Genomic DNA, 18,789 nt, shown 5'->3' on the forward strand with positions numbered 1-18,789 from the left:
AAACAGGTTAGTTTCGATGATGAATATTGCTATTAGAGCTGACTCCTCTACTCAAATGGGCACTGGCCATATCATGCGCTGTCTAACGTTTGCTAATGCATTAAAAACAAAGTGTTCAGCCAATGTCTACTTCTTCTGCCGAAATACAGTGGGCAACATAAACAAAGCCATTCTAGATGCAGGCCATTTCCTAATAGAAATGTTACCACCGTCAAGCGTTGATAAAGGTCACTTAGCGCACAGTTCATGGCTTGGTTCAGCGCAAGATGAAGACGCAAAAGAATTTTTAATGCTAATGGGCCACCCAATAACAGAGGCAACTATTGTTCCCAAACATTTCGACTTTATCGTAATCGATCACTATGCTATTGACTGTCTGTGGCACAAAGCAGTTAGACAGGTAACCGATAACATCGTAGTGATTGACGATCTAGGTGATCGCCAGCATGACTGTGACTATTTAATTGATCAAACATTTCAGTGTTCAACAGCTAAATACGAAAATAAAGTACCATTGCATTGCCAACTGCAGCTAGGCACAGATTACGCAATGTTAAGGCCTGAGTTTAATGTAGAGGCAAGATTTGGTCTGAATCAACAGCAGTTAGTTAATAAACGAATTGCTCAGCTAAACGCTAATCTAGAGCAGCGACGCTTACTGGTTATGTTTGGTGGCACCGACCCAGACAACCTGTCTTTACAAACTCTAAAATTACTGTCGGCTCAATCGAATCATTACTATGTCGATATTATTTTAGGTCCAAGTGCTAAGCATATCGAACAAGTAAAAGACTATTGTGACAACCATCTTCAATTTACTCTGCACGTTGCACCTAAAAATATTGCCCAACTAATGTTAAACGCTGACTTTGCGATAGGCGCTGCTGGAGCCACTTCATGGGAGCGTTGTGCGCTTGGTTTGCCAAGTTTACTTATAGTGCAAGCGCGAAACCAAATAGAGATAGCCAAAGCACTTACTAAAGCAGGAGCAGTGCAGAGTTTTGAAGCGACAGAGCTAAATACACTTTTAATTGAGCGATTGGCAGAGTTAACCGACAGCCAACTTATTCAAATGATTAACAACAGCGTTAGTGTCTGTGACGGATTAGGTGCAAATCGTCTAGTAAAACGCATTCTCTTGGACAACTCATCGAATTGAAACAACTATGACATCACATAAAGACTACATTGTAATCGATGGTAAAAAAATTGGTTCTGCTTATAAGCCGTATATCATTGCTGAACTTTCGGCTAATCACAACGGCGACTTAACGGCAGCACTTGCTACCATTGAAGCCGCAGCGCAGGCAGGGGCTGATGCGATAAAAATTCAGACATACACCCCTGAAACCATGACCATAAAGAGCGATAAAGAAGACTTTCAAGTCAGAGGCGGTTTGTGGGACGGTTACCAGCTATATGATTTGTACGAGTGGGCGCACACACCATTCGAGTGGCATGAGGCGCTGTTTAAAAAAGCAAAGGAAGTTGGTATTACACTGTTTTCAACGCCATTTGATGAAACAGCAGTAGAGCTCTTAGAAAGTTTACAAACACCAGCTTATAAAATAGCTTCATTTGAAATGACTGATTTACCTTTGATTAAGCGAGTCGCACAAACAGGCAAGCCAATGATTATTTCAACGGGCATGGCTAATGTTAGTGAAATTGAAGAAGCGATAGCTACGGCCAAAAGCAATGGTTGTAATGATTTAGTCGTGCTTCACTGCATAAGTGCCTACCCTGCCCCTTATGATCAAGCCAACCTTGCGACCATTGCTGATATTAGCGAACGCTTTGATGTCCTTTCAGGTTTATCTGATCATACGCTTGGCACTGTTGCTTCGGTTAGTGCGATAGCCTTGGGTGCATGTCTAATTGAAAAGCACTTCATTTTAGATCGAAACCTAAAAGGCCCTGATTCAGAATTCTCGATTGAGCCTGATGAGTTAGCCCGTTTAGTGACAGAAACCCAAGCTGCACACCAAGCAATAGGTCACGCTGGTTATGAGCGAAAGCCTGCTGAAGAGAGTAGTATCAAATTTAGACGCTCTATTTATTTTGTCAAAGACTTGGCGAAGGGAGAAGAAATAAGTACAGAGCACATTCGCCGAATACGGCCAGGCTATGGCCTAGCCCCCAAATATTTTGAGCAATTAATCGGCAAAAAAGTGAATAAAACTATAGAGCGTGGAAGCCCAGTAAGTTGGCAGGATATTGACGGCCACGAGCTTTAACGCTTGGCTTCAAGCCCAGCTTCCACTATAGGTTTAATCTGTGTATCCCAGCCTTTAATCAGCAACGGTTTAAGCACAGCTAAATCTTTAGCTGCATGGTAAGAGCCAGTGCCTACTTGCGGAATGTTTGGGCAAGAAAGCGATTTGATTGAAAGCCAATATTCGGTGAATAAAGCTTCAATATAAGCGCACAATTTGTCATATGAGCTAGCCAATGTTTCGGTGTCAACATTAAACTCAAGCTGTTGTTGCGCAATGATATTACCAGTGTCAAGCCCTTGGTCAATATAATGTATAGTGACGCCTTTGGGTGTGTTATCAAAAAAGCTCCAAAAATTTGGATCGGCACCGCGATTCCAAGGTAAGTAAGAAATATGAAGATTAATTGCGCGCTGAGGAAATAAGGCGAGCACCTCTGGCCTTAAAATATGTCGATAGCCATAGCTGACAAGAAAGTCGAACTTTTGGCTTTTCAGCCAAGTTAACGATAACTTTTCAGAGGTTTGTTCAACGCATTCCCCTTGGCGCTCTAGCCAAGCCATAATATTTGATTCTTTTGGCCCTAAAAACAGAGTTTTTGTCACTTATTTACCCATACAACAATGCCTATCTTCGTTTGGCATTTTATTTGCTTTTGCTTTTATCACAAAGAATTTATCATGCTGATCATATCAGTGATACTCAAACCATGCTAAGGACTTAACTACATGCAAAAATGTAGCGTTTGTAACTTACCCGAAACATACGAAACAATTGAATTTGATGAAAATGGTGTATGTAACATCTGTCGCCAAAAAGACTTCAAAGACGAAAAAATTAATTGGCAAAAACGTGCTGAAATGCTGGCCGAGCTGATCGAAAAGCACCGTGGCAAATATGAGTATGATTGTATTGTTCCCTTTTCAGGTGGTAAAGACTCTACCTACACCCTGTGGTATTTAGTTAAGAAATTTAATGTCAGGCCATTAGTGGTTCAATTTAACCACGGCTTTATGCGCGATACCTTAATGGAAAACAATCTCCGCACGTTTAAAAAATTAGGGGTCGATGTAATTTCATTTACTCCTAATTGGAAGTTAGTCAAACGCCTAATGTTGGAAACCTTAGTACGAAAAGGTGACTTTTGCTGGCATTGTCACACAGGCATTTTCGCCTACCCTATGCACGTCGCCCTCAAGTACCAAGTTCCTCTGATTTTCTGGGGCGAACCATCATCGGAGTACACCGCATACTACGATTACCAAGATGAAGAAATTGAATGTGTCGACGAGACTCGCTTTAATCGCTACATTAATTTGGGGATCACCGCTGAAGACATGTACGGCATGATCAAAGATGACTATCAGTGCGATCCGCGCGAGCTTACGCCATACACTTACCCGCCGCTGCGTGATTTAAAACGCTTAAAATATCAGTCGGTATGCTTAGGCTCCTTTATACCTTGGGATGTAAAAGCAAATACTAAGCTCATTCAAGAAGAGTTAGGCTGGCAAGGAGACCAAGTAGAAGGTATGCCTTGGGATGAATATTCTTATGAAAAAATAGAGTGTTCAATGCAAGGAATGCGCGATTATATTAAATACCTTAAACGTGGCTACAGTCGCGTTAGTCAAATGGTGGCATTAGATCTGCGAAATGAGCGTATTAGTAAAGAATATGGTGATAAATTAGTTGCTGAGTATGAGGGCAAAAAACCACCGTCACTTACGCTATTTTTAGATTACTTGGGCATTACTGAAGACCAATTCAACCAAATTGTTGCCAAAACAGTTGTGCCACCTTTCAAACCTGACTTTGACAACATGGAATATGCCCCTAAAACCCATGATTTTGATCGCTGGTATCGTGAAGATGAGCAAGACAAAGGTATTATCTTTAAAACTAAGGTAGCAGATTAAATATGATTGGGATCTTAGATATTGGGCTAGGTAATATCCAATCAGTGTATAACGCCATTTATGAAAATGGCTACGATCCGGTTTTAGTGAACCAACCAGAGCAATTAAGAGAGCTCAGCCACTTTATTATGCCGGGGGTAGGAAACTTTAGTGCGGTTTCCCAAATGTTGGCAAAAAGTGGCTTTGACCGAGCAATTAAAAACCTTATTGCTGAAGGTAAACCAACCTTAGGCATTTGCTTAGGTATGCAACTACTAGCTTCATTTAGTCGTGAAGTCGTAGGAGATGAAAAGCAAGCAGAAGGACTTGATATCATCCCTGCTCAAGTACTTCCTATCGCAGATACTGTTAGCTTGCCTGTGCCTCATGTTGGTTGGAATGAAGCAAAAATAGCCCAAAAACATCCCATTTTTGAGAATATTAAAAACCTGCGCGATTTCTATTTTGTGCACAGCTACCATATGCAATGTCAGCGCAGCGAACATGTTTTAGCAACCACAGATTACCAGCACTCTCTGGTTTGCATAGTCGCCAAGGATAATGTTGTTGGCGTGCAATTTCACCCAGAAAAAAGCCAAAAGAATGGCATGCAACTGCTAGAAAATTTCTGTGAGTGGGATGGTGTTTGGCAGCCAGAACAAGCTAGTCAAAACCAAACTGAGCAAATTCTAAAAGCGTAAGTCTGTAGAGTCTATTTGATGTTAAAGAAACGAATTATTCCCTTGATGCTGCTGCTCGATGAGCGACTGGTTAAAACCGTGCAGTTTGACACTTGGCGTGATGTTGGTGACCCAGTAAAAAGTGCGAGTGTTTATAACTCACAATATACTGACGAGTTGGTTTTATTAAATATTGCTCGACAAAGTCGCAGTATCGACCAGTTAGCTGAGTTGATTCCTGAAATCGCAAAAGTCAGCTTTATGCCACTCTCTGTTGGCGGAGGCATCAACCGTTTTGATGACGCGGCGTACTTGATCAATCAAGGAGCCGATAAAATTATCATCAACAGTGCTGCGTACGCTAACCCTGAGCTCATTACACAAATTGCCGATAAGTTTGGTAGACAAGCTGTTATTGTCAGTATTGACACTAAACATCAAGATAGTCAGCACGTTTTATACTCACACTGTGGCCAACAGGCAGAAACGATTTCTCTCGAACAGCACATTAATACATGTCAGCAAGCTGGCGCTGGTGAATTTATGATCCAATCGATTGATCACGATGGCATGATGTCAGGCTTTGATCTCGAATTGCTGAACCAAGTGGTCGCAATAAGTAAAATCCCTGTGATTGGCTGCAGCGGCTCGGGGGATTATCAGCACCTAAAACAAGCTTTTGTTGAAACGGGCGTCAGCGCGTTAGGTTGCGGCAGCTTATTTAACTTTTCTGATAGCAACCCGATTAGAGCCAAGAACTACCTAACTAACTACAACTTAGCATTTAAGCAGGTTTAATATGTCAATGAACCTTCACTTTAACCAAGTTACTAGCATTACTTTGATCGGTGGTGGCAACTTAATGGCAGAAAGCGCATTAATTTTTGCCAAGCAAGGTTTTGCAGTTAATGCCATTATCGCACCGCGCCATATTGATGAACCATTAATTGGCACCAAAGCAACGTTAGGCGAATATCTTGCTCAAAACGACATTCATTTTAGCCTTATTTCAGATATCAACCAACTCACTTCTAGCGAGTTAGCGCAATACACCCCTAGTGGGTCGATGGCGATATGCTATGGGCCTGCATGGGTATTTAAACAACATGTCATTCATGCTTTCGAATACGGCATGTACAACATCAACCCTATTCCGATACCTCATTATTTAGGTGGTGCTCACTACACATGGCAAATCCTCAACCAAAACCGTGAAGGTGGCTGTGTTTTACAAATGATCACTGAACAGCTCGATCAAGGGGATATTATTGCCAAGCACCAATTTGAGATCAGTGCATCAGCCAAAACACCAGATGACTATTTTGTCGAAAATATTGAGCAAGGCTTAGTTTTTATTGAACAGCTCGCCATTGACTTTAAAAATGGCAAAGCTTTTATGTCACAAAGTTATCATGACACCAATAAAAATAGAGTTTACTTACCACGCCTTAGAACAGACAAGCAAGCTTACATCAATTGGCAGTGGCACTGTGACGAGATCATCAGCTTTTGTCGCGCATTTAGTGCTCCTTATGCAGGCGCTGCAACTTTTGCTAATCAACAAGAGTTACGTATCACACAAGTTGAAAGTATCGAACTAGAGCATCCGCCAATGCACCCTTTTGCCGCAGGTGTCATTATCAGAAAGTTAAACAATGAGATTGTTGTAGCTGCAGTGGGTGGCTTTATAAAAATCACCGCTTTAGAGCCAAGTGTTTACCAACAGCTTAAAGAGGGTATGCGCTTATTCACGCCTGCATCGGTATTGGACCAAGCGATGCAATATCAAGTGGTGTTAACCGCTGAAGGTTTTAAGGATTAAATGTGAACGACTCTCAGTACAATGAATACGATGTTATTAGCTTAGTTGAAAAACTCTATCCATTCGCCTACTCAATTACGGGTGCTGGCAACGATAAAGCCATTTCAGCTTACTTGGAAGAACTCGACTTTACCATTCATGAATATGACTCTGGACAGAGTTTACATGGTTGGCATATTCCACATGCATGGCAAGTTCAACAAGCCAAGATATTTTGCCAAAACCAAGTGGTCTACGATGCCGCGTTATCACCATTAGGTGTTGGTATTTTGTCGCCGTCATTCTCTGGAGAGCTATCGCTTACGCAATTGCAAAAACACTTAGTGAGTGATCCGAATCAACCTGATGCCATTCCATACCATTGGCAAAACCTCTATCGCCCGCTTGAACGAGACTGGGCCATTTGTATACCGGATAAGCTTCGTCAATCCTTAACGGAAGCGAGCTACCGCGTTGAACTAATTACAGACTCGACGCCGGGCACAATGAAAGTCTTGGACTTTTACTTACCTGGTGAGAGTGAGCAAACCATTGTGCTTAACGGGCACAACTGTCACCCTTTTCAAGCTAACGATGACATATCCGGTTGCGCTGTCGCGATTAGGGTTATGCAAGCGCTGCTGAAACTTAAAAGGCGAAAATTTAGCTATCGTGTGATTATCGCTCCAGAGCTGCATGGCCCGATGTTCTGGTTAAATGCGTTATCAGAAGCTGAACGCCATAAAATTTTTGGCTGTGTGTTGTTTAAATCAGTTGGCAACTCTGCCAGCTTGAAGCTCCAACATAGTTACACTGGTGTCGATGATATTGATAAAGCTGCAGAGTTTGCCATGCAAAGCCGCTACCAGGAATTTGAGCAAGGGGATTTTCGCGCTATTTATGGCAATGATGAAACGGTTTTTGAGGCGCCGCCATACAATATCCCTACTATTTCACTAACACGCTGGCCTTTCCCTGAGTATCACACAGACTTAGATACACCTGATAGGTTGGATGAAACAGCATTATCTGACACATTTGCCACAACATTGGCGCTTATTGAACACTTGGAATACAACCGTCGCTATACCGTAAACTTTACCGGTCTAGTTTGCTTGTCTGCTTATGGCTTATACAAATCAGTACCGCCTGTTGATGACTCAGGCGTAGACTACAACTCGCTGAGCGGCCGTTGGAACAAATTAATGAACTGCTTACCACGTGAAATTGAAGACAATATGTCAGTGTTTGACTTAGCCCTGAAATATCAACTGCCGGTAACAGAAGTTTTTAACTACCTCTCACAGTGGCAAGAAAACGGCTTATTAGTGGAGAAACCCTAAATGGCGTCGACATTACTAAAACTAGTAGACGAAACCATACCAGATATTTATCTGCAACAAATAACCAAGGATGACGCAACAGAGCAATACGTTAACTGGCTCAACGATCCTATGGTGAACCGCTATCTTGAAACACGCTTTATGGTGCAAACCTTAACTTCGGTTAGTGCTTTTATTGACAATATTAACGTTAACCCTAACGAGCACTTGTTTACTATCAGGCTGTCAGCGACGGGACAACATATTGGCAATATTAAGCTTGGCGCAGTCAATGGTCATCATGGCTACGGTGATATCAGCCTATTTATTGGCGAGAAAAGCTGTTGGGGGAAAGGCTATGCTAGCCAAGCCATTAAATTGATTAGTCAATATGGCTTGAAGCAACTCGGGCTACGCAAACTTTGCGCTGGTGCATATGAGCCCAACATTGGCAGTACCAATGCGTTTTTAAAGGCAGGCTTTATACATGATGGCGTATTAAAAGCCCACTACTTGGTCGATGGCAGCACTTGCGATCGAGTTCAAGTTTGCTTGTTTAGCGAAGACTAGAAAATAAATCACAGAATAACAATAGGAAACAAAACAATGAAAGTTTGCGTCTTGGGTGCTGGTGTAATGGGAAGTGGTATCGCGTCACTATTCATTCAGTCTGAGCAAGTTGAGAGCCTGATTTGGTGGGGACGCAACCTCGCGTCTGTTGAGGCTAGTTTTGCTAAGGTCAAAAAGGAAGTTTCTCGTTTTGCCAGAAAAAACTCGCTCTCCAAAGAGGTATTAGAGACATTACTGGAAAAAGTAACCTTCTCAGATGACATTAGTGCACTAGGTGGTTGTGATTTATACATTGAAGCTGTTGTCGAAGATTTCTCAATCAAAGCTGATATTTTCAAAAAGTTGTCAGCACTTGTGCCACATGATGCGATTGTCGCAACCAACACCTCTTCATTATCAATTACAGCACTGGCGATGAATATCGAAAAGCCCGAAAACTTTATTGGTATCCATTTCTTCCACCCGACATCCATGATGAAACTAGTGGAGTTGGTCAAAGGGTTAGTCACCTCAGAGCAAACACTTAGCAAGTCACTAGCCCTAGTTGAAACCCTCGATAAAAGACCAGTAACTGTCAACGAATCGCCCGGCTTCATTGTTAATCGAATGTTGATCCCTATGATCAACGAAGCGGTTGCTATCTTATCTGAAGGGGTAGCAAGTCGAGATGATATCGACAAGGCGATGAAGTATGGTGCCAATCACCCTATTGGACCACTAGCGCTGGCAGATCTTATCGGAACCGATGTTTGTTTGTCGATTATGGAAACTTTGTACGCGGAAACGGGTGACCCTAAATATCGCGCGCACCCGCTACTTAGACAGTACGTTAGAGCCGGTATGCTGGGTAGAAAAGTGAGGAAAGGCTTTTTGGATTATTAGTGAAAATTTGCGAATGTTTACGATTATAGTAACGACTGTTGTTTGTTATTAAACTATAGTGGAGTTGCCATAATCAACAGCAACTCCACTTCGGTTGGTTTAATTAGCGAACAAATATCTCTTTAAACATAGCCACTACTTTTTCTACCGTTTCAGATTTGACGTGGCGATGATCTATATCCCAAGCATCTTCAATACATTCAGTCACAAGCTCATAACTCGGTAAGTAATACATATCTTCGTTGTTATTAACAAGTTCATCCGCAGCAACTCTTAACACTGACTTAGAGTGACAATTTGCACTAATAATATGCTGTTCTTCAGCCCTACCCGTTGCTAAAAACGGAATAGGTGAAACACTAATAATGAGTTTAAAGTCAGGATTATGAGCTTTAATGATGTCGAAGAAACGCTGAATATAATCAACATTTTCTTGTACAGTAAGCGTCCTATGCTTAACCAAGTGAAACATATTTTCTCTTGGGTTACGTGACATGAAAGTACCGTCAGTGAGCTGCCAACATTCGTTCAGCCCCATGGTTAAGACAAATACCTTACAGCTTAAGAAAGTATCTCTTAACGCGGCAATATGTTTGTCATAATCAGCAAAATAAGCTTCTTTACTCGAAAACACGACCCCTTCTCGATAGGGGTCTAAGAAGAACCCCGTTTCATTTTGGAACAGTAGCTTGCTAAATTCTCGATGCCCAAATGCTTTTTCAGCTAGCTGTGTAAAGCTTGGTGAATTAAACATAATCCCATAGTTTGCACAGAATTTTACTAATTCATCACCAGGTTGGTAACCGTCAACAAACACGCCTGAGTTAGGGTCATCATTACGCTCACTAATGACATAGTTGTAACCTTGAGTCTGAAAGTACTTAGCGATTTCAAATGCGAAACAACTGCCCGCCGAGCCTATCGGTGTATCTAAATCCATAATTGGCTCTTTGCGCACATAGGGCAGAATCTCAAATTTTGACTGAGGATACTTTTCATGCACAGGGCTTGGCCAGAAGATCGCATTGGGATTTGGCTTGTCAGCTTGGCTATATCGGCTTCTTGAGTCATTAAAATTTTGCTCAAAGCTACTAATATCTTTTAATGCATCAAGCCACTCTGCTTGTAAAAATTTCTCCCAGTGCAACTGCTCTAAAGCGACTTTTTTAATGAACCTTAAAAGGTCGAAAATACTAGTAATTGAAACAAGTGTTGGATCATTTCTTTCAAGGTAGTTTACAAGTAGCCACGCTGGCTTAGGTGTCTTGATAACATTTTCAATAATAAACCGTGCATGTTGAAGGTTTTCAACCTGAAAGTTCAAGCCCACTTCAACGTAATTGAGGTCTAATGCTTGGTCTTTTGTGATCTTTTTCACAATTGGCGCAAACTTTCTAAAGTCCTGACAATCGTATGCAGGAAAGTAGTATTGTTCTGCTACCGTTTTCCAATGAATTTCACTAGGAACAAGGCAAAAGTTCAACGCATATCTAGGCTTGCCTGGTACTGGTGTTTTTGCACGATGGGCGATTTCAAATGGGTTGAAGATAATAGTATCACCAGCAGCGGGCTTCACGCCCATTGGCTGGTAGTCTACATTTAACTTTTTGCATAACGGTTCAATGTTAAGAGAGCGTTTTTCAACACTTGCAAAAATGTAACCGACTTCTTTTAACTTATCTGTCGCTTCTTTATCAAGATATGCGGTGTCACTGCCGTGTTCATCAAAACCATTTAAGTAGGTGATAACCTTTAAATGCTTCTCGGGCCCACCATCACAGTGCCACTTAGTTGAATATCCGGTTTCTTCATCCGTACTTTCGATTTTATAAATAGACCACCAAAAAACACAGTATTCACTGCCAAAATATGAACGAATATGAGCGTCAATTTCATCCGTGAACACTTGGGTTAACAGAAGTTCAGCAACGCTTTCGTGTTGTATGCCCTCAGAGTCGCCTTCAAACTCCTCGATTAACGATTGGCACAGTTCTGCAGGTAACAGGTTAGGAATACACTTGATATGATCTTTAACAAGTGTCGTGTCGATTGTCTCTCGTTCGAATTTTGCTTGGGCTTTTTCGGCGGCGCTTCGATAGCCATGGTCTTCGCCAAAATATTTAACAACAGCTTTATCAGCCCCCGGTTTGATATTGTATATCTCACCTTCTACTTCAAGTAAATTCTCTTCAAGATTAACGTCAGACATAATTGACCTCTCCATAGGCGGTAATTTGACACTGAATACCAACTTCTAGCAACTACCAAACCAGAAATGAGCCGACTAACTAAATTTAATGATCTCTTGTTTTATTACATGCTAGTTGCTAAATAGCTGCTCGTAATAATCAGAGTTTTCACGATAAAACTCGTTATACAAATCCATAAACGCCTTTTGGGGAAGATTTTTATATCGCGTTTTCATCTTCTCTGCCGAATCCCATAACCCGCCACGGAACTTTGAAATATAGTGATAGTCTTCGAGTAAACAAGCGATAGTAGCTTCATTCGTAACTTCCATCCCTTTGACAAATTTGTTTCGATGAATACCTTCAAATTTATAACCCACTAGTTCCATGCGTTGCTGCCAACCGGTCAAATCGATATGCTGGCCAGCTTCAATGCGCGTAATACCTAAGTACTCAAAGGCATGTTCCGAAATTCTCGCTATCGCTTCTAGCGCAATAAAGGGAGAGTTTCGTTTGTCTACTTTGCTGTCAACCACTAGTGCAATAACACAGTGTTTTTTTACCAAGTCGATACATGAAAGCGATACCACCCCCATGTACTCTCCCTGTTTATTAGCAACAATAAGAATTAAACGCTCTTGGTGTTGTTGGGTGAAAAAGGCCACCTGCCCTGCAGGAGTATTAGGAAAAACGCCTTGATCGAGATAGCGAGTTATTTTTTTATCATTAAACCACTTGTACCAATTAGAGTCGCGAGCAAACTCTTCTGTTGGCACACACAAATCCATGACTTCGCCGGCAATGAATACATCTAAAGGTTTAATCATCTATCTTTACAACCTTATAACATCTGCAAATTATTTTTTGGTTAACGGTGCAAACCAATTCGTTTCATAGTAATGAGGTTTTAGCGCATTTTCCTTGTAGTAGATTATGGTTTTGGCTAAAAATTCTCGATAGTGGGCAAGTGCTTGCTTAAAATCTTCAATTGCATCAGCTTCTTCAACGGCTTCATATAGCAGACGAATTAACATAGCCTGCATATGTAATACACTACCCTTAAGCAAATAGTAGAAAATTTCTCTATTGCACAACTCTTCATCAATTAGCAGCATAAAATGCTGTTTCAACAATTTGAGACAGCCTTCAAAGCTATCATCTAACTCATCAATAGCTTTAATCAGCAGTAAACAAAACTCCTCATAGCCCTGCGTGTCCAGTTCACCAGCGAGCTCTTGATAATAAGACCCATCGTCTAGATAAGTACTGTCTGTAACCAACGTTTTTAGCTGCTTGCGCTTTTCTTCAATGATATCTGTCTTTATCTCAGCGACTTCGACTCTTAGTGGCTGAGCACCTTTGATCAAAGCACCGTCAGACAAATTTTTAAAGCTTAGCTCAGTATTGTTGCCAATAAGCCATTCGAGCACGCGTTTTGAACCACCAAAAAATGAGTCGGTATGGAATATTCCACCAAAATTACCTTCTAGTTCATTTTCCAAAACATCGTTGGAGTCGTACAGTGATAAATCTTCGCCTTCCTCACTGTAATACATACTCTTTGCACTGTGATGCACCCCTCCCTTTTTGTGTGCTAAATCCACACCTAATAAGTAGATATCATTGAAACCTAAAGCCACAGCAATAGAAGTGGCTGTATTAGCTACTGTTGGATTGATGTAATTATGTATTTCAAATAAGTGAGCCAGGCTACTTTCCATTAACAATGGTTCAGAAGGCTCACTACCTTTGGGTGCCATAAGTTTGACGGGAAACTTTGCATAAACATCAGGGTGCAATGTTGATGGCCCCCAAAGAATCAATTCGTCTAGCGTTTCTTGAGGACAGTAATACTCTAACTGTTCAGCAATTGGCGAGGTACGCTCTTGTTCACAATGAATATCTGGCGTGATGCCATATTGATATAAGGCACCTAAGGCACTACCACAGCTAATGACAATGGCCTTTTCTTGATTCTCTTTAATAAAGTCGACTAGCTGATCAAGTGATGGACCATTACCAACAATAAACACCGGACAATCAGCCAAAGGATTACTGAGCAAGGCTTTCTTCTTTAAGATAGGCACACCTTGCTTCATGCTAGTCAGCATATGGCTATTTGACATCACTGCATCATCAAAAAAGCCCCAGCCTTGAATAGTTTCGCGAAATCTAGCTTTAAAGACTTTAACTAAGCCATTAATTTTTTCAGTATGGTAATGAATAAAGCCAAACATCTTTGCCATATCATAACGGCCATAGATATCGCTCCGTTTAAGCACATTTTGAAAAAAGGTGTCTTCGGTATCACCCAATGAAATATGGATATTAAGGTCGAGCTGCTCAACTTTGGAAAGAATTTGATGCCAATTGGCGATAAAAAGCGACGCATAAAATAAATCGAGTTCTGGCTCGAAAATATACAAATTTTTGATGTTGTGCTGAGCACAGAGCAGTTCGATGTGATAGCCATTACCAACACCGAATATCATGGTAGAGTTAACAAACTTGGAGAGCCTTCTCGTCGCACCATCGTTTTTTTCCATTCTGTCCGCCAAAAGTTTTAAAATTTTGGTCAATGAATCAGAGTGAATAAAGCCAGGCTCATTTTGCTCGTTTGAGTCAAACATCGCCGACGCAGACTGTGGTGCTTGTTGATAAGAGGCGACCTGAGTACTCGCCATCAAATAAGCAGGGTATTTATAAATATATTGGCGAGTCTCCAAATCAATTATGTTTGGAAAACCCTCATGTATATCAACAATATATCGACTCGGCTGATATGTTTCGAAAAACTCAAAAATATTAGGATCAAAACGCTTGAAGGCAGCCATATTTAGTTGAAACTGTTCAAACAATGTATCGTCGTCACACACTAATAATGACATACGATCAGCACATTGCTGCAATGTTGACTCGTCTTGAGCGACACGATTTACTTGTTGTCCAATTACTTTTGCCCTTTCCTCGAGCTTAGCTATTTTTTCAAGAAGACTTAATGATTCATGATTTTCAGACATGACTAATAACCCAATAATAAAACCGTCGAGAAGGGATTAAAGAGAAGTATATTGCTTAATCGCAAAATTAGTTTTTTTTTGCTTTGACAGTTTTTGTTGATATTTTGACTTAAATTCTACCGCTTTTTGATGTGGCTTTTTATCTTCTTTCTCTAACCACCGTAGTAATTCTGTAAACTCAGCTCTTTCAGCGCTTGTTGGAGAAAGGGCCGTAACTTCACTTTCTATATCACGTAGCAGCAATAACCGCTGCTCGAGTAGCAAAGTACAGCCTTCAATATTAAAAGCTTCAATAAAGTCATTGATCTGTGTGGTCAGATGCTTAACTTTTTGAAACTTTCTATCTAACACACTATGACCCCACACCGCTAGCGGCTACAGAGTTATCTCGTTCGTTGAGCTTCGCAAAACCAGCTTGTTTGTCTTGCTCAGAAATATTTTGCCAAGCATCGCGCAATGGAATTAAAAACTCCGCAACTTGATCCAGCACTGCAATATCAAGAGATACACTAGCTGACATAAGTTGTTCGATACAGTAACCGTATAAATTACTAAAGTTATTTGAAATCGTCGGTTCAGAATCTTTATCGAGTGAATCTTCTAATGAGTTCAATATGTTAATTGCTTTAGTTAATGCAGTTGCTTTCAACGCTAAGTCTTTACGCTCAATAGCCCCTTTACCGATTGCAATATTTTCCAGCAAACCGTTATAAAGCATCAAAATTACTGTGTGTGGATCAGCGGCAGTTAAACCACTATCGCGGTTAACCTTTTGGTAAGCTTTTAAATTATTTCTCATAATCAATACCTATTCTATTGAGTGTTTCAGTGCCGCACCTCTTTATGAATCACTACTTGTTGTAGTTCTCAGGGCATTGGACACAAAATCTCTAGTTGAATTAAAGCCTGCAACTGCTGAATCTAACGCGGTGAACTGAGCTATTAATCGAGCCTCATAATCAGCCAACCTCTCATTAAAGGCTATGCGTTCATCACCGACATCGGATATTTGCTCATTCAACGATGTTTGTCGCTGGGTCAAAACACCGTCAGAATCGACATAATTATCAACAATTGCTGAAATACGTTTAGCAACACCATCATCAGAAGCAAAAAGCTTACCAACTTCTTCAAGATCATTCGCTAAAGCATTACTTAGACGTTGTTCACCTGTTTGAATCGTATCAGAACTAAAGCGAGAAACTTCTAATTTACCATCATCATTAAGTTCAATACCTAAATTTTGCAAGCTACCGATACCGCTGCTCGCAACTGTATCTAACAATACATCATTAATTTGCTGTTTAACTTGCCTAATATTAGGATCAAACGCCAATCGCCCTAGTCTCGGGGCTCCTAGCCCTGTCAGTTGATCTTGCAAGCTGTTAAAACTACTCACAAACTCATCGATTAACTCTCTACCGCTATCTGTATCCTGACCAATGGTAATGGTTGAATTATCACCTGTTGTCACAGAATTTGCGGTGATAGTTACATCTTCTATAAAATTTTTAAACTCATTTGAACCATTAGTAACAGTGTTGCCATCGATATTGATTATGGCATCTTGGGCAGCACGAGTTACGGAATTATTGGTAGAAATTCCGGCTAGCGAGGCATCGGAGCTTGTCACCGACAAACTATTGGCGCTTCCCGTTTCAGTTGAATTGAGAATTAAAAAAGTACCTGCATCGGCATTAATAATATTGGCAGTCACGCCAAAGTTATCAGACTCTGCATTTATTTTGTCGCGAATAGCACTTAAATCGTCAGCTGCATCAATGCTCACATTAAAACTATTTGAGCCCGCAGCAAACGTTAGCGTACCACTGCCAAGAGTTGTTGTAGATGAAGCAAATGCTGTTGACTTTAATTGAGTCCCTGTTGCCAATTGCTGAACGTTAACATCAAACTCACCATTGCTAGCAAAGCCATTCGTGGTGACCGAGATATTATCATTGCTGGTAGAAATAGTTTGCTGATTGAAGGCGTTATCAGCAGCTAGCCTGTCGACTGTGGATTGAAAATCAGAAAGTGCCGATTTAAACGAGCCAACACCTGAAAGCTCAATTTGAAGTGATTCTTCTTTGCTATCAAGCCTTAATTCAGTTGGAATACGCTCCGCATTTAAAAAGCCTTCGACCAACGTATTTAGCGGTAAGCCTGAGCCGATCCCCAAATTGGTAAACGACATAAAGCCTCCTTAAGAAAGATGTCGAGTGAGCAAGAAAACGGCTACATGAGTAAACTCGTTTTACTTAGTCAATAATAACAACGGTTTTAAACCTTATCATCAATTAATATGCCAGTTCTATCAACGACTTCATCTTGAAGACCTTTAATTCGCTCAGCCAATTCAAGAATTTCATCCGACGGGAATTGTTTAATTAACTCTCGACTCTGTGCGTCAAACACTTTGATAACTGTCTGACCGGAACTATCGTCTTGAGTAAAATTGACATTGCGAATTTGTGGCTCAATAAAGCTAGAAACCGTTTCAATAGCATCGGTTAGATCACCAGCAGGACTTTGTTCATCAGCTGCTTGAGATTGCTCTTCTGCTGCAACCTGCTCAGCCTCTGCAATTCTATCAACAGCCAATTCAGCCGCTTCAGGTTGAATTCCATCGTTAGGTGAAGCTTGATTGACTTCATTTCTGCGACTAACCAAACTTTCAGATACATCTGCAAGCACTGGCCTTACAACACCAAGATTAGACTCCATAGCGCCTCCTATTACTCAGCGGCTAGAATGCATTAAGGCTCTTGCGAAGAAGAGCCCTAATATTATGCCAAAATAATTGGGCTTATTATAACAATGATAGTGCAATTTGTGGCTGCTGGTTAGCCTGAGCTAATAATGAACTTGCTGCCTGTTGCAATACGTTGTTACGCGCTAATGCTGCTGACTCAGCTGCGTAGTCGGTATCTTCGATACGTGAACGTGAAGCAGCTACATTCTGAGCGGTGTTATCGTTACTACGGATAACTGAACTGAAACGGTTTTGGCTAGCACCAAGCTGTGAACGTACAGTGTTTACCGATGCTAACGCGCTATCTAAGTCAGTAATACGAGATTGTGCGCCATCAAAGCTGGTTAATGAACCCGATGCACCGATTTCTGAGCTAGCGAAATCTTGGCTAACCGTAATAGAGATCGTTTGGCTCGCATTGGCACCAATTTGGAACTGCGCACTATAGCTGCCATCTAGTAAGTTAACACCACCGAAGCTAGTTTGTTCTGAAATTCGCGTTAACTCGCTTTCTAGTTCAGTGTATTCAGTATTTAGCGCAACTCTATCCGCATCAGAGTTTGAACCATTTGACGCTTGAACCGCCAATGTACGCATACGCTGAATAGTATTTGTATACTCATCCAACGCACCTTCAGCGGTTTGTGCCAAAGAAATTGCATCATTAGCGTTACGAGATGCTTGGTTAAGACCATTTACTTGCGAAGTCAAACGGCTAGAGATTTGTAAACCAGCAGCATCATCTTTTGCGCTGTTAATACGCTTACCAGAAGATAAACGCTCGAAACTAGTTGATAAATCATCAGTTGAACGTGATAACTGACGTTGAGAGTTTAATGATTGAATATTACTGTTTACCACTAAAGCCATAATGCTTGCCTCCGGGATTTAACCCTAAAAATCTGTTTAATTTTCGAGGTCCAATCATTAACTATGATCTCCTCTTGAAAACTTTATCGGTTGCTCAATTGAAATCTTTAATCTTTTTTCGAAAAAAAATAAACTTTTTAACGGAGTGAATTTTTATCCAATAAAAACAATAACTAAATAAGATAATTAATTTGCAAAATGCTGTCGAATTTATTGCTGTGTGGTCACTAGCTAGCCCCTAGCTCTGATAGCTGCCTTAACGAAACCTCAAAACACACCTTTAAATAACGTTAAAGCGTGCTTAGAGAAGGTAAATCTGGGCGTTATAACTACATAACAAGTTTTATCGAAACTTAGATGAGAAATACTGAATACAGCGTTTAAGGCATTTGTCATTAATTCAACGTCAATACACTTTCAATACAGCAATTATTTATATGACTAAATTCCCAAGGTACGGTTTTCATGCAGCAAATAATTGTCGTAGTCGACACCTCTACCTAAAAGGCAGAGATTGATTTCAGAAATACGCAAGGAATGGAATAAAAAAAAGGCTCTTATTACTAAGAGCCTTTTGATTGCAATACTT

General features: G+C 40.8%; 18 protein-coding genes. 9 read left to right on the forward strand and 9 right to left on the reverse strand.

The window, feature by feature from the left end:
* Positions 1-16: 16 nt before the first annotated feature.
* Positions 17-1,159: a UDP-2,4-diacetamido-2,4,6-trideoxy-beta-L-altropyranose hydrolase gene (gene pseG / locus DXX94_RS05885; protein WP_116014494.1), complete on the forward strand. Its 1,143-nt coding sequence runs from the start codon at positions 17-19 to the stop codon at positions 1,157-1,159.
* A 7-nt stretch (positions 1,160-1,166) separates the two neighbouring features.
* The gene (gene pseI, locus DXX94_RS05890) at positions 1,167-2,237 is read left to right on the forward strand and encodes a pseudaminic acid synthase (protein ID WP_116014496.1); all 1,071 of its coding nucleotides are present in this window, start codon (positions 1,167-1,169) and stop codon (positions 2,235-2,237) included.
* Here the strand turns inward: pseI and DXX94_RS05895 are convergent.
* A complete protein-coding gene (locus tag DXX94_RS05895) occupies positions 2,234-2,821 on the reverse strand; it encodes a formyltransferase family protein (protein ID WP_220348052.1) in 588 nt (195 codons plus the stop codon). The genes pseI and DXX94_RS05895 overlap by 4 nt on opposite strands.
* A gap of 123 nt (positions 2,822-2,944) precedes the next feature.
* Here DXX94_RS05895 and DXX94_RS05900 point away from each other — a divergent pair, with 123 nt between their 5' ends.
* Genes DXX94_RS05900 through DXX94_RS05930 form a run of 7 tightly spaced genes read left to right on the forward strand, consistent with a single transcriptional unit; the run spans position 2,945 to position 9,369 of the window.
* Positions 2,945-4,135 carry an N-acetyl sugar amidotransferase gene (locus DXX94_RS05900; protein ID WP_116014498.1) on the forward strand — a complete coding sequence of 397 codons (1,191 nt, stop codon included), beginning with the start codon at positions 2,945-2,947 and terminating at the stop codon, positions 4,133-4,135.
* A 2-nt stretch (positions 4,136-4,137) separates the two neighbouring features.
* On the forward strand, positions 4,138-4,815 hold the full coding sequence (hisH, locus tag DXX94_RS05905) for an imidazole glycerol phosphate synthase subunit HisH (RefSeq protein ID WP_116014499.1): 678 nt from the start codon (positions 4,138-4,140) through the stop codon (positions 4,813-4,815).
* A gap of 18 nt (positions 4,816-4,833) precedes the next feature.
* Entirely contained in the window at positions 4,834-5,592 is a 759-nt protein-coding gene (locus DXX94_RS05910; protein ID WP_116014501.1) for an imidazole glycerol phosphate synthase cyclase subunit, read from the forward strand.
* 1 nt (position 5,593) lies between these two features.
* On the forward strand, positions 5,594-6,616 hold the full coding sequence (locus DXX94_RS05915; protein ID WP_116014503.1) for a formyltransferase family protein: 1,023 nt from the start codon (positions 5,594-5,596) through the stop codon (positions 6,614-6,616).
* 2 nt (positions 6,617-6,618) lie between these two features.
* The gene (locus DXX94_RS05920) at positions 6,619-7,938 is read left to right on the forward strand and encodes a DUF4910 domain-containing protein (protein WP_116014504.1); all 1,320 of its coding nucleotides are present in this window, start codon (positions 6,619-6,621) and stop codon (positions 7,936-7,938) included.
* Positions 7,939-8,487, forward strand: coding sequence for a GNAT family N-acetyltransferase (locus tag DXX94_RS05925; protein ID WP_116014506.1), 549 nt, complete (start codon positions 7,939-7,941; stop codon positions 8,485-8,487). It abuts the gene before it with no gap.
* Between the two features lie 36 nt (positions 8,488-8,523).
* Positions 8,524-9,369, forward strand: coding sequence for a 3-hydroxyacyl-CoA dehydrogenase family protein (locus DXX94_RS05930; protein ID WP_116014508.1), 846 nt, complete (start codon positions 8,524-8,526; stop codon positions 9,367-9,369).
* Positions 9,370-9,472: 103 nt separating this feature from the next.
* Here the strand turns inward: DXX94_RS05930 and DXX94_RS05935 are convergent, their stop codons facing one another.
* The 8 genes from DXX94_RS05935 to DXX94_RS05970 all read right to left on the reverse strand — a co-directional run bounded on the left by DXX94_RS05935 (position 9,473) and on the right by DXX94_RS05970 (position 18,200).
* Positions 9,473-11,578, reverse strand: a complete 2,106-nt coding sequence (locus DXX94_RS05935) for a GSCFA domain-containing protein (RefSeq protein WP_181901491.1) — start codon at positions 11,576-11,578, stop codon at positions 9,473-9,475.
* A gap of 111 nt (positions 11,579-11,689) precedes the next feature.
* Positions 11,690-12,385 (reverse strand): GNAT family N-acetyltransferase, encoded by a 696-nt coding sequence (locus DXX94_RS05940; protein WP_116014511.1) that lies wholly within the window; start codon positions 12,383-12,385, stop codon positions 11,690-11,692.
* A 30-nt stretch (positions 12,386-12,415) separates the two neighbouring features.
* The gene (locus DXX94_RS05945; RefSeq protein ID WP_116014513.1) at positions 12,416-14,578 is read right to left on the reverse strand and encodes a motility associated factor glycosyltransferase family protein; all 2,163 of its coding nucleotides are present in this window, start codon (positions 14,576-14,578) and stop codon (positions 12,416-12,418) included.
* A gap of 36 nt (positions 14,579-14,614) precedes the next feature.
* The gene (locus DXX94_RS05950; protein ID WP_116014514.1) at positions 14,615-14,929 is read right to left on the reverse strand and encodes a hypothetical protein; all 315 of its coding nucleotides are present in this window, start codon (positions 14,927-14,929) and stop codon (positions 14,615-14,617) included.
* Between the two features lies 1 nt (position 14,930).
* Complete coding sequence (gene fliS / locus DXX94_RS05955) at positions 14,931-15,377, reverse strand: flagellar export chaperone FliS (protein WP_116014516.1); 447 nt, start codon at positions 15,375-15,377, stop codon at positions 14,931-14,933.
* Positions 15,378-15,419: 42 nt separating this feature from the next.
* Positions 15,420-16,772 carry a flagellar filament capping protein FliD gene (gene fliD, locus DXX94_RS05960; protein WP_116014518.1) on the reverse strand — a complete coding sequence of 451 codons (1,353 nt, stop codon included), beginning with the start codon at positions 16,770-16,772 and terminating at the stop codon, positions 15,420-15,422.
* 86 nt (positions 16,773-16,858) lie between these two features.
* Positions 16,859-17,302 carry a flagellar protein FlaG gene (locus tag DXX94_RS05965; protein WP_116014519.1) on the reverse strand — a complete coding sequence of 148 codons (444 nt, stop codon included), beginning with the start codon at positions 17,300-17,302 and terminating at the stop codon, positions 16,859-16,861.
* An 85-nt stretch (positions 17,303-17,387) separates the two neighbouring features.
* A complete protein-coding gene (locus tag DXX94_RS05970) occupies positions 17,388-18,200 on the reverse strand; it encodes a flagellin N-terminal helical domain-containing protein (protein WP_116014521.1) in 813 nt (270 codons plus the stop codon).
* Positions 18,201-18,789 lie beyond the last annotated feature (589 nt).

Origin of the sequence: Thalassotalea euphylliae, from assembly GCF_003390375.1 — a bacterium.
Lineage (GTDB): Bacteria > Pseudomonadota > Gammaproteobacteria > Enterobacterales > Alteromonadaceae > Thalassotalea_F > Thalassotalea_F euphylliae_A.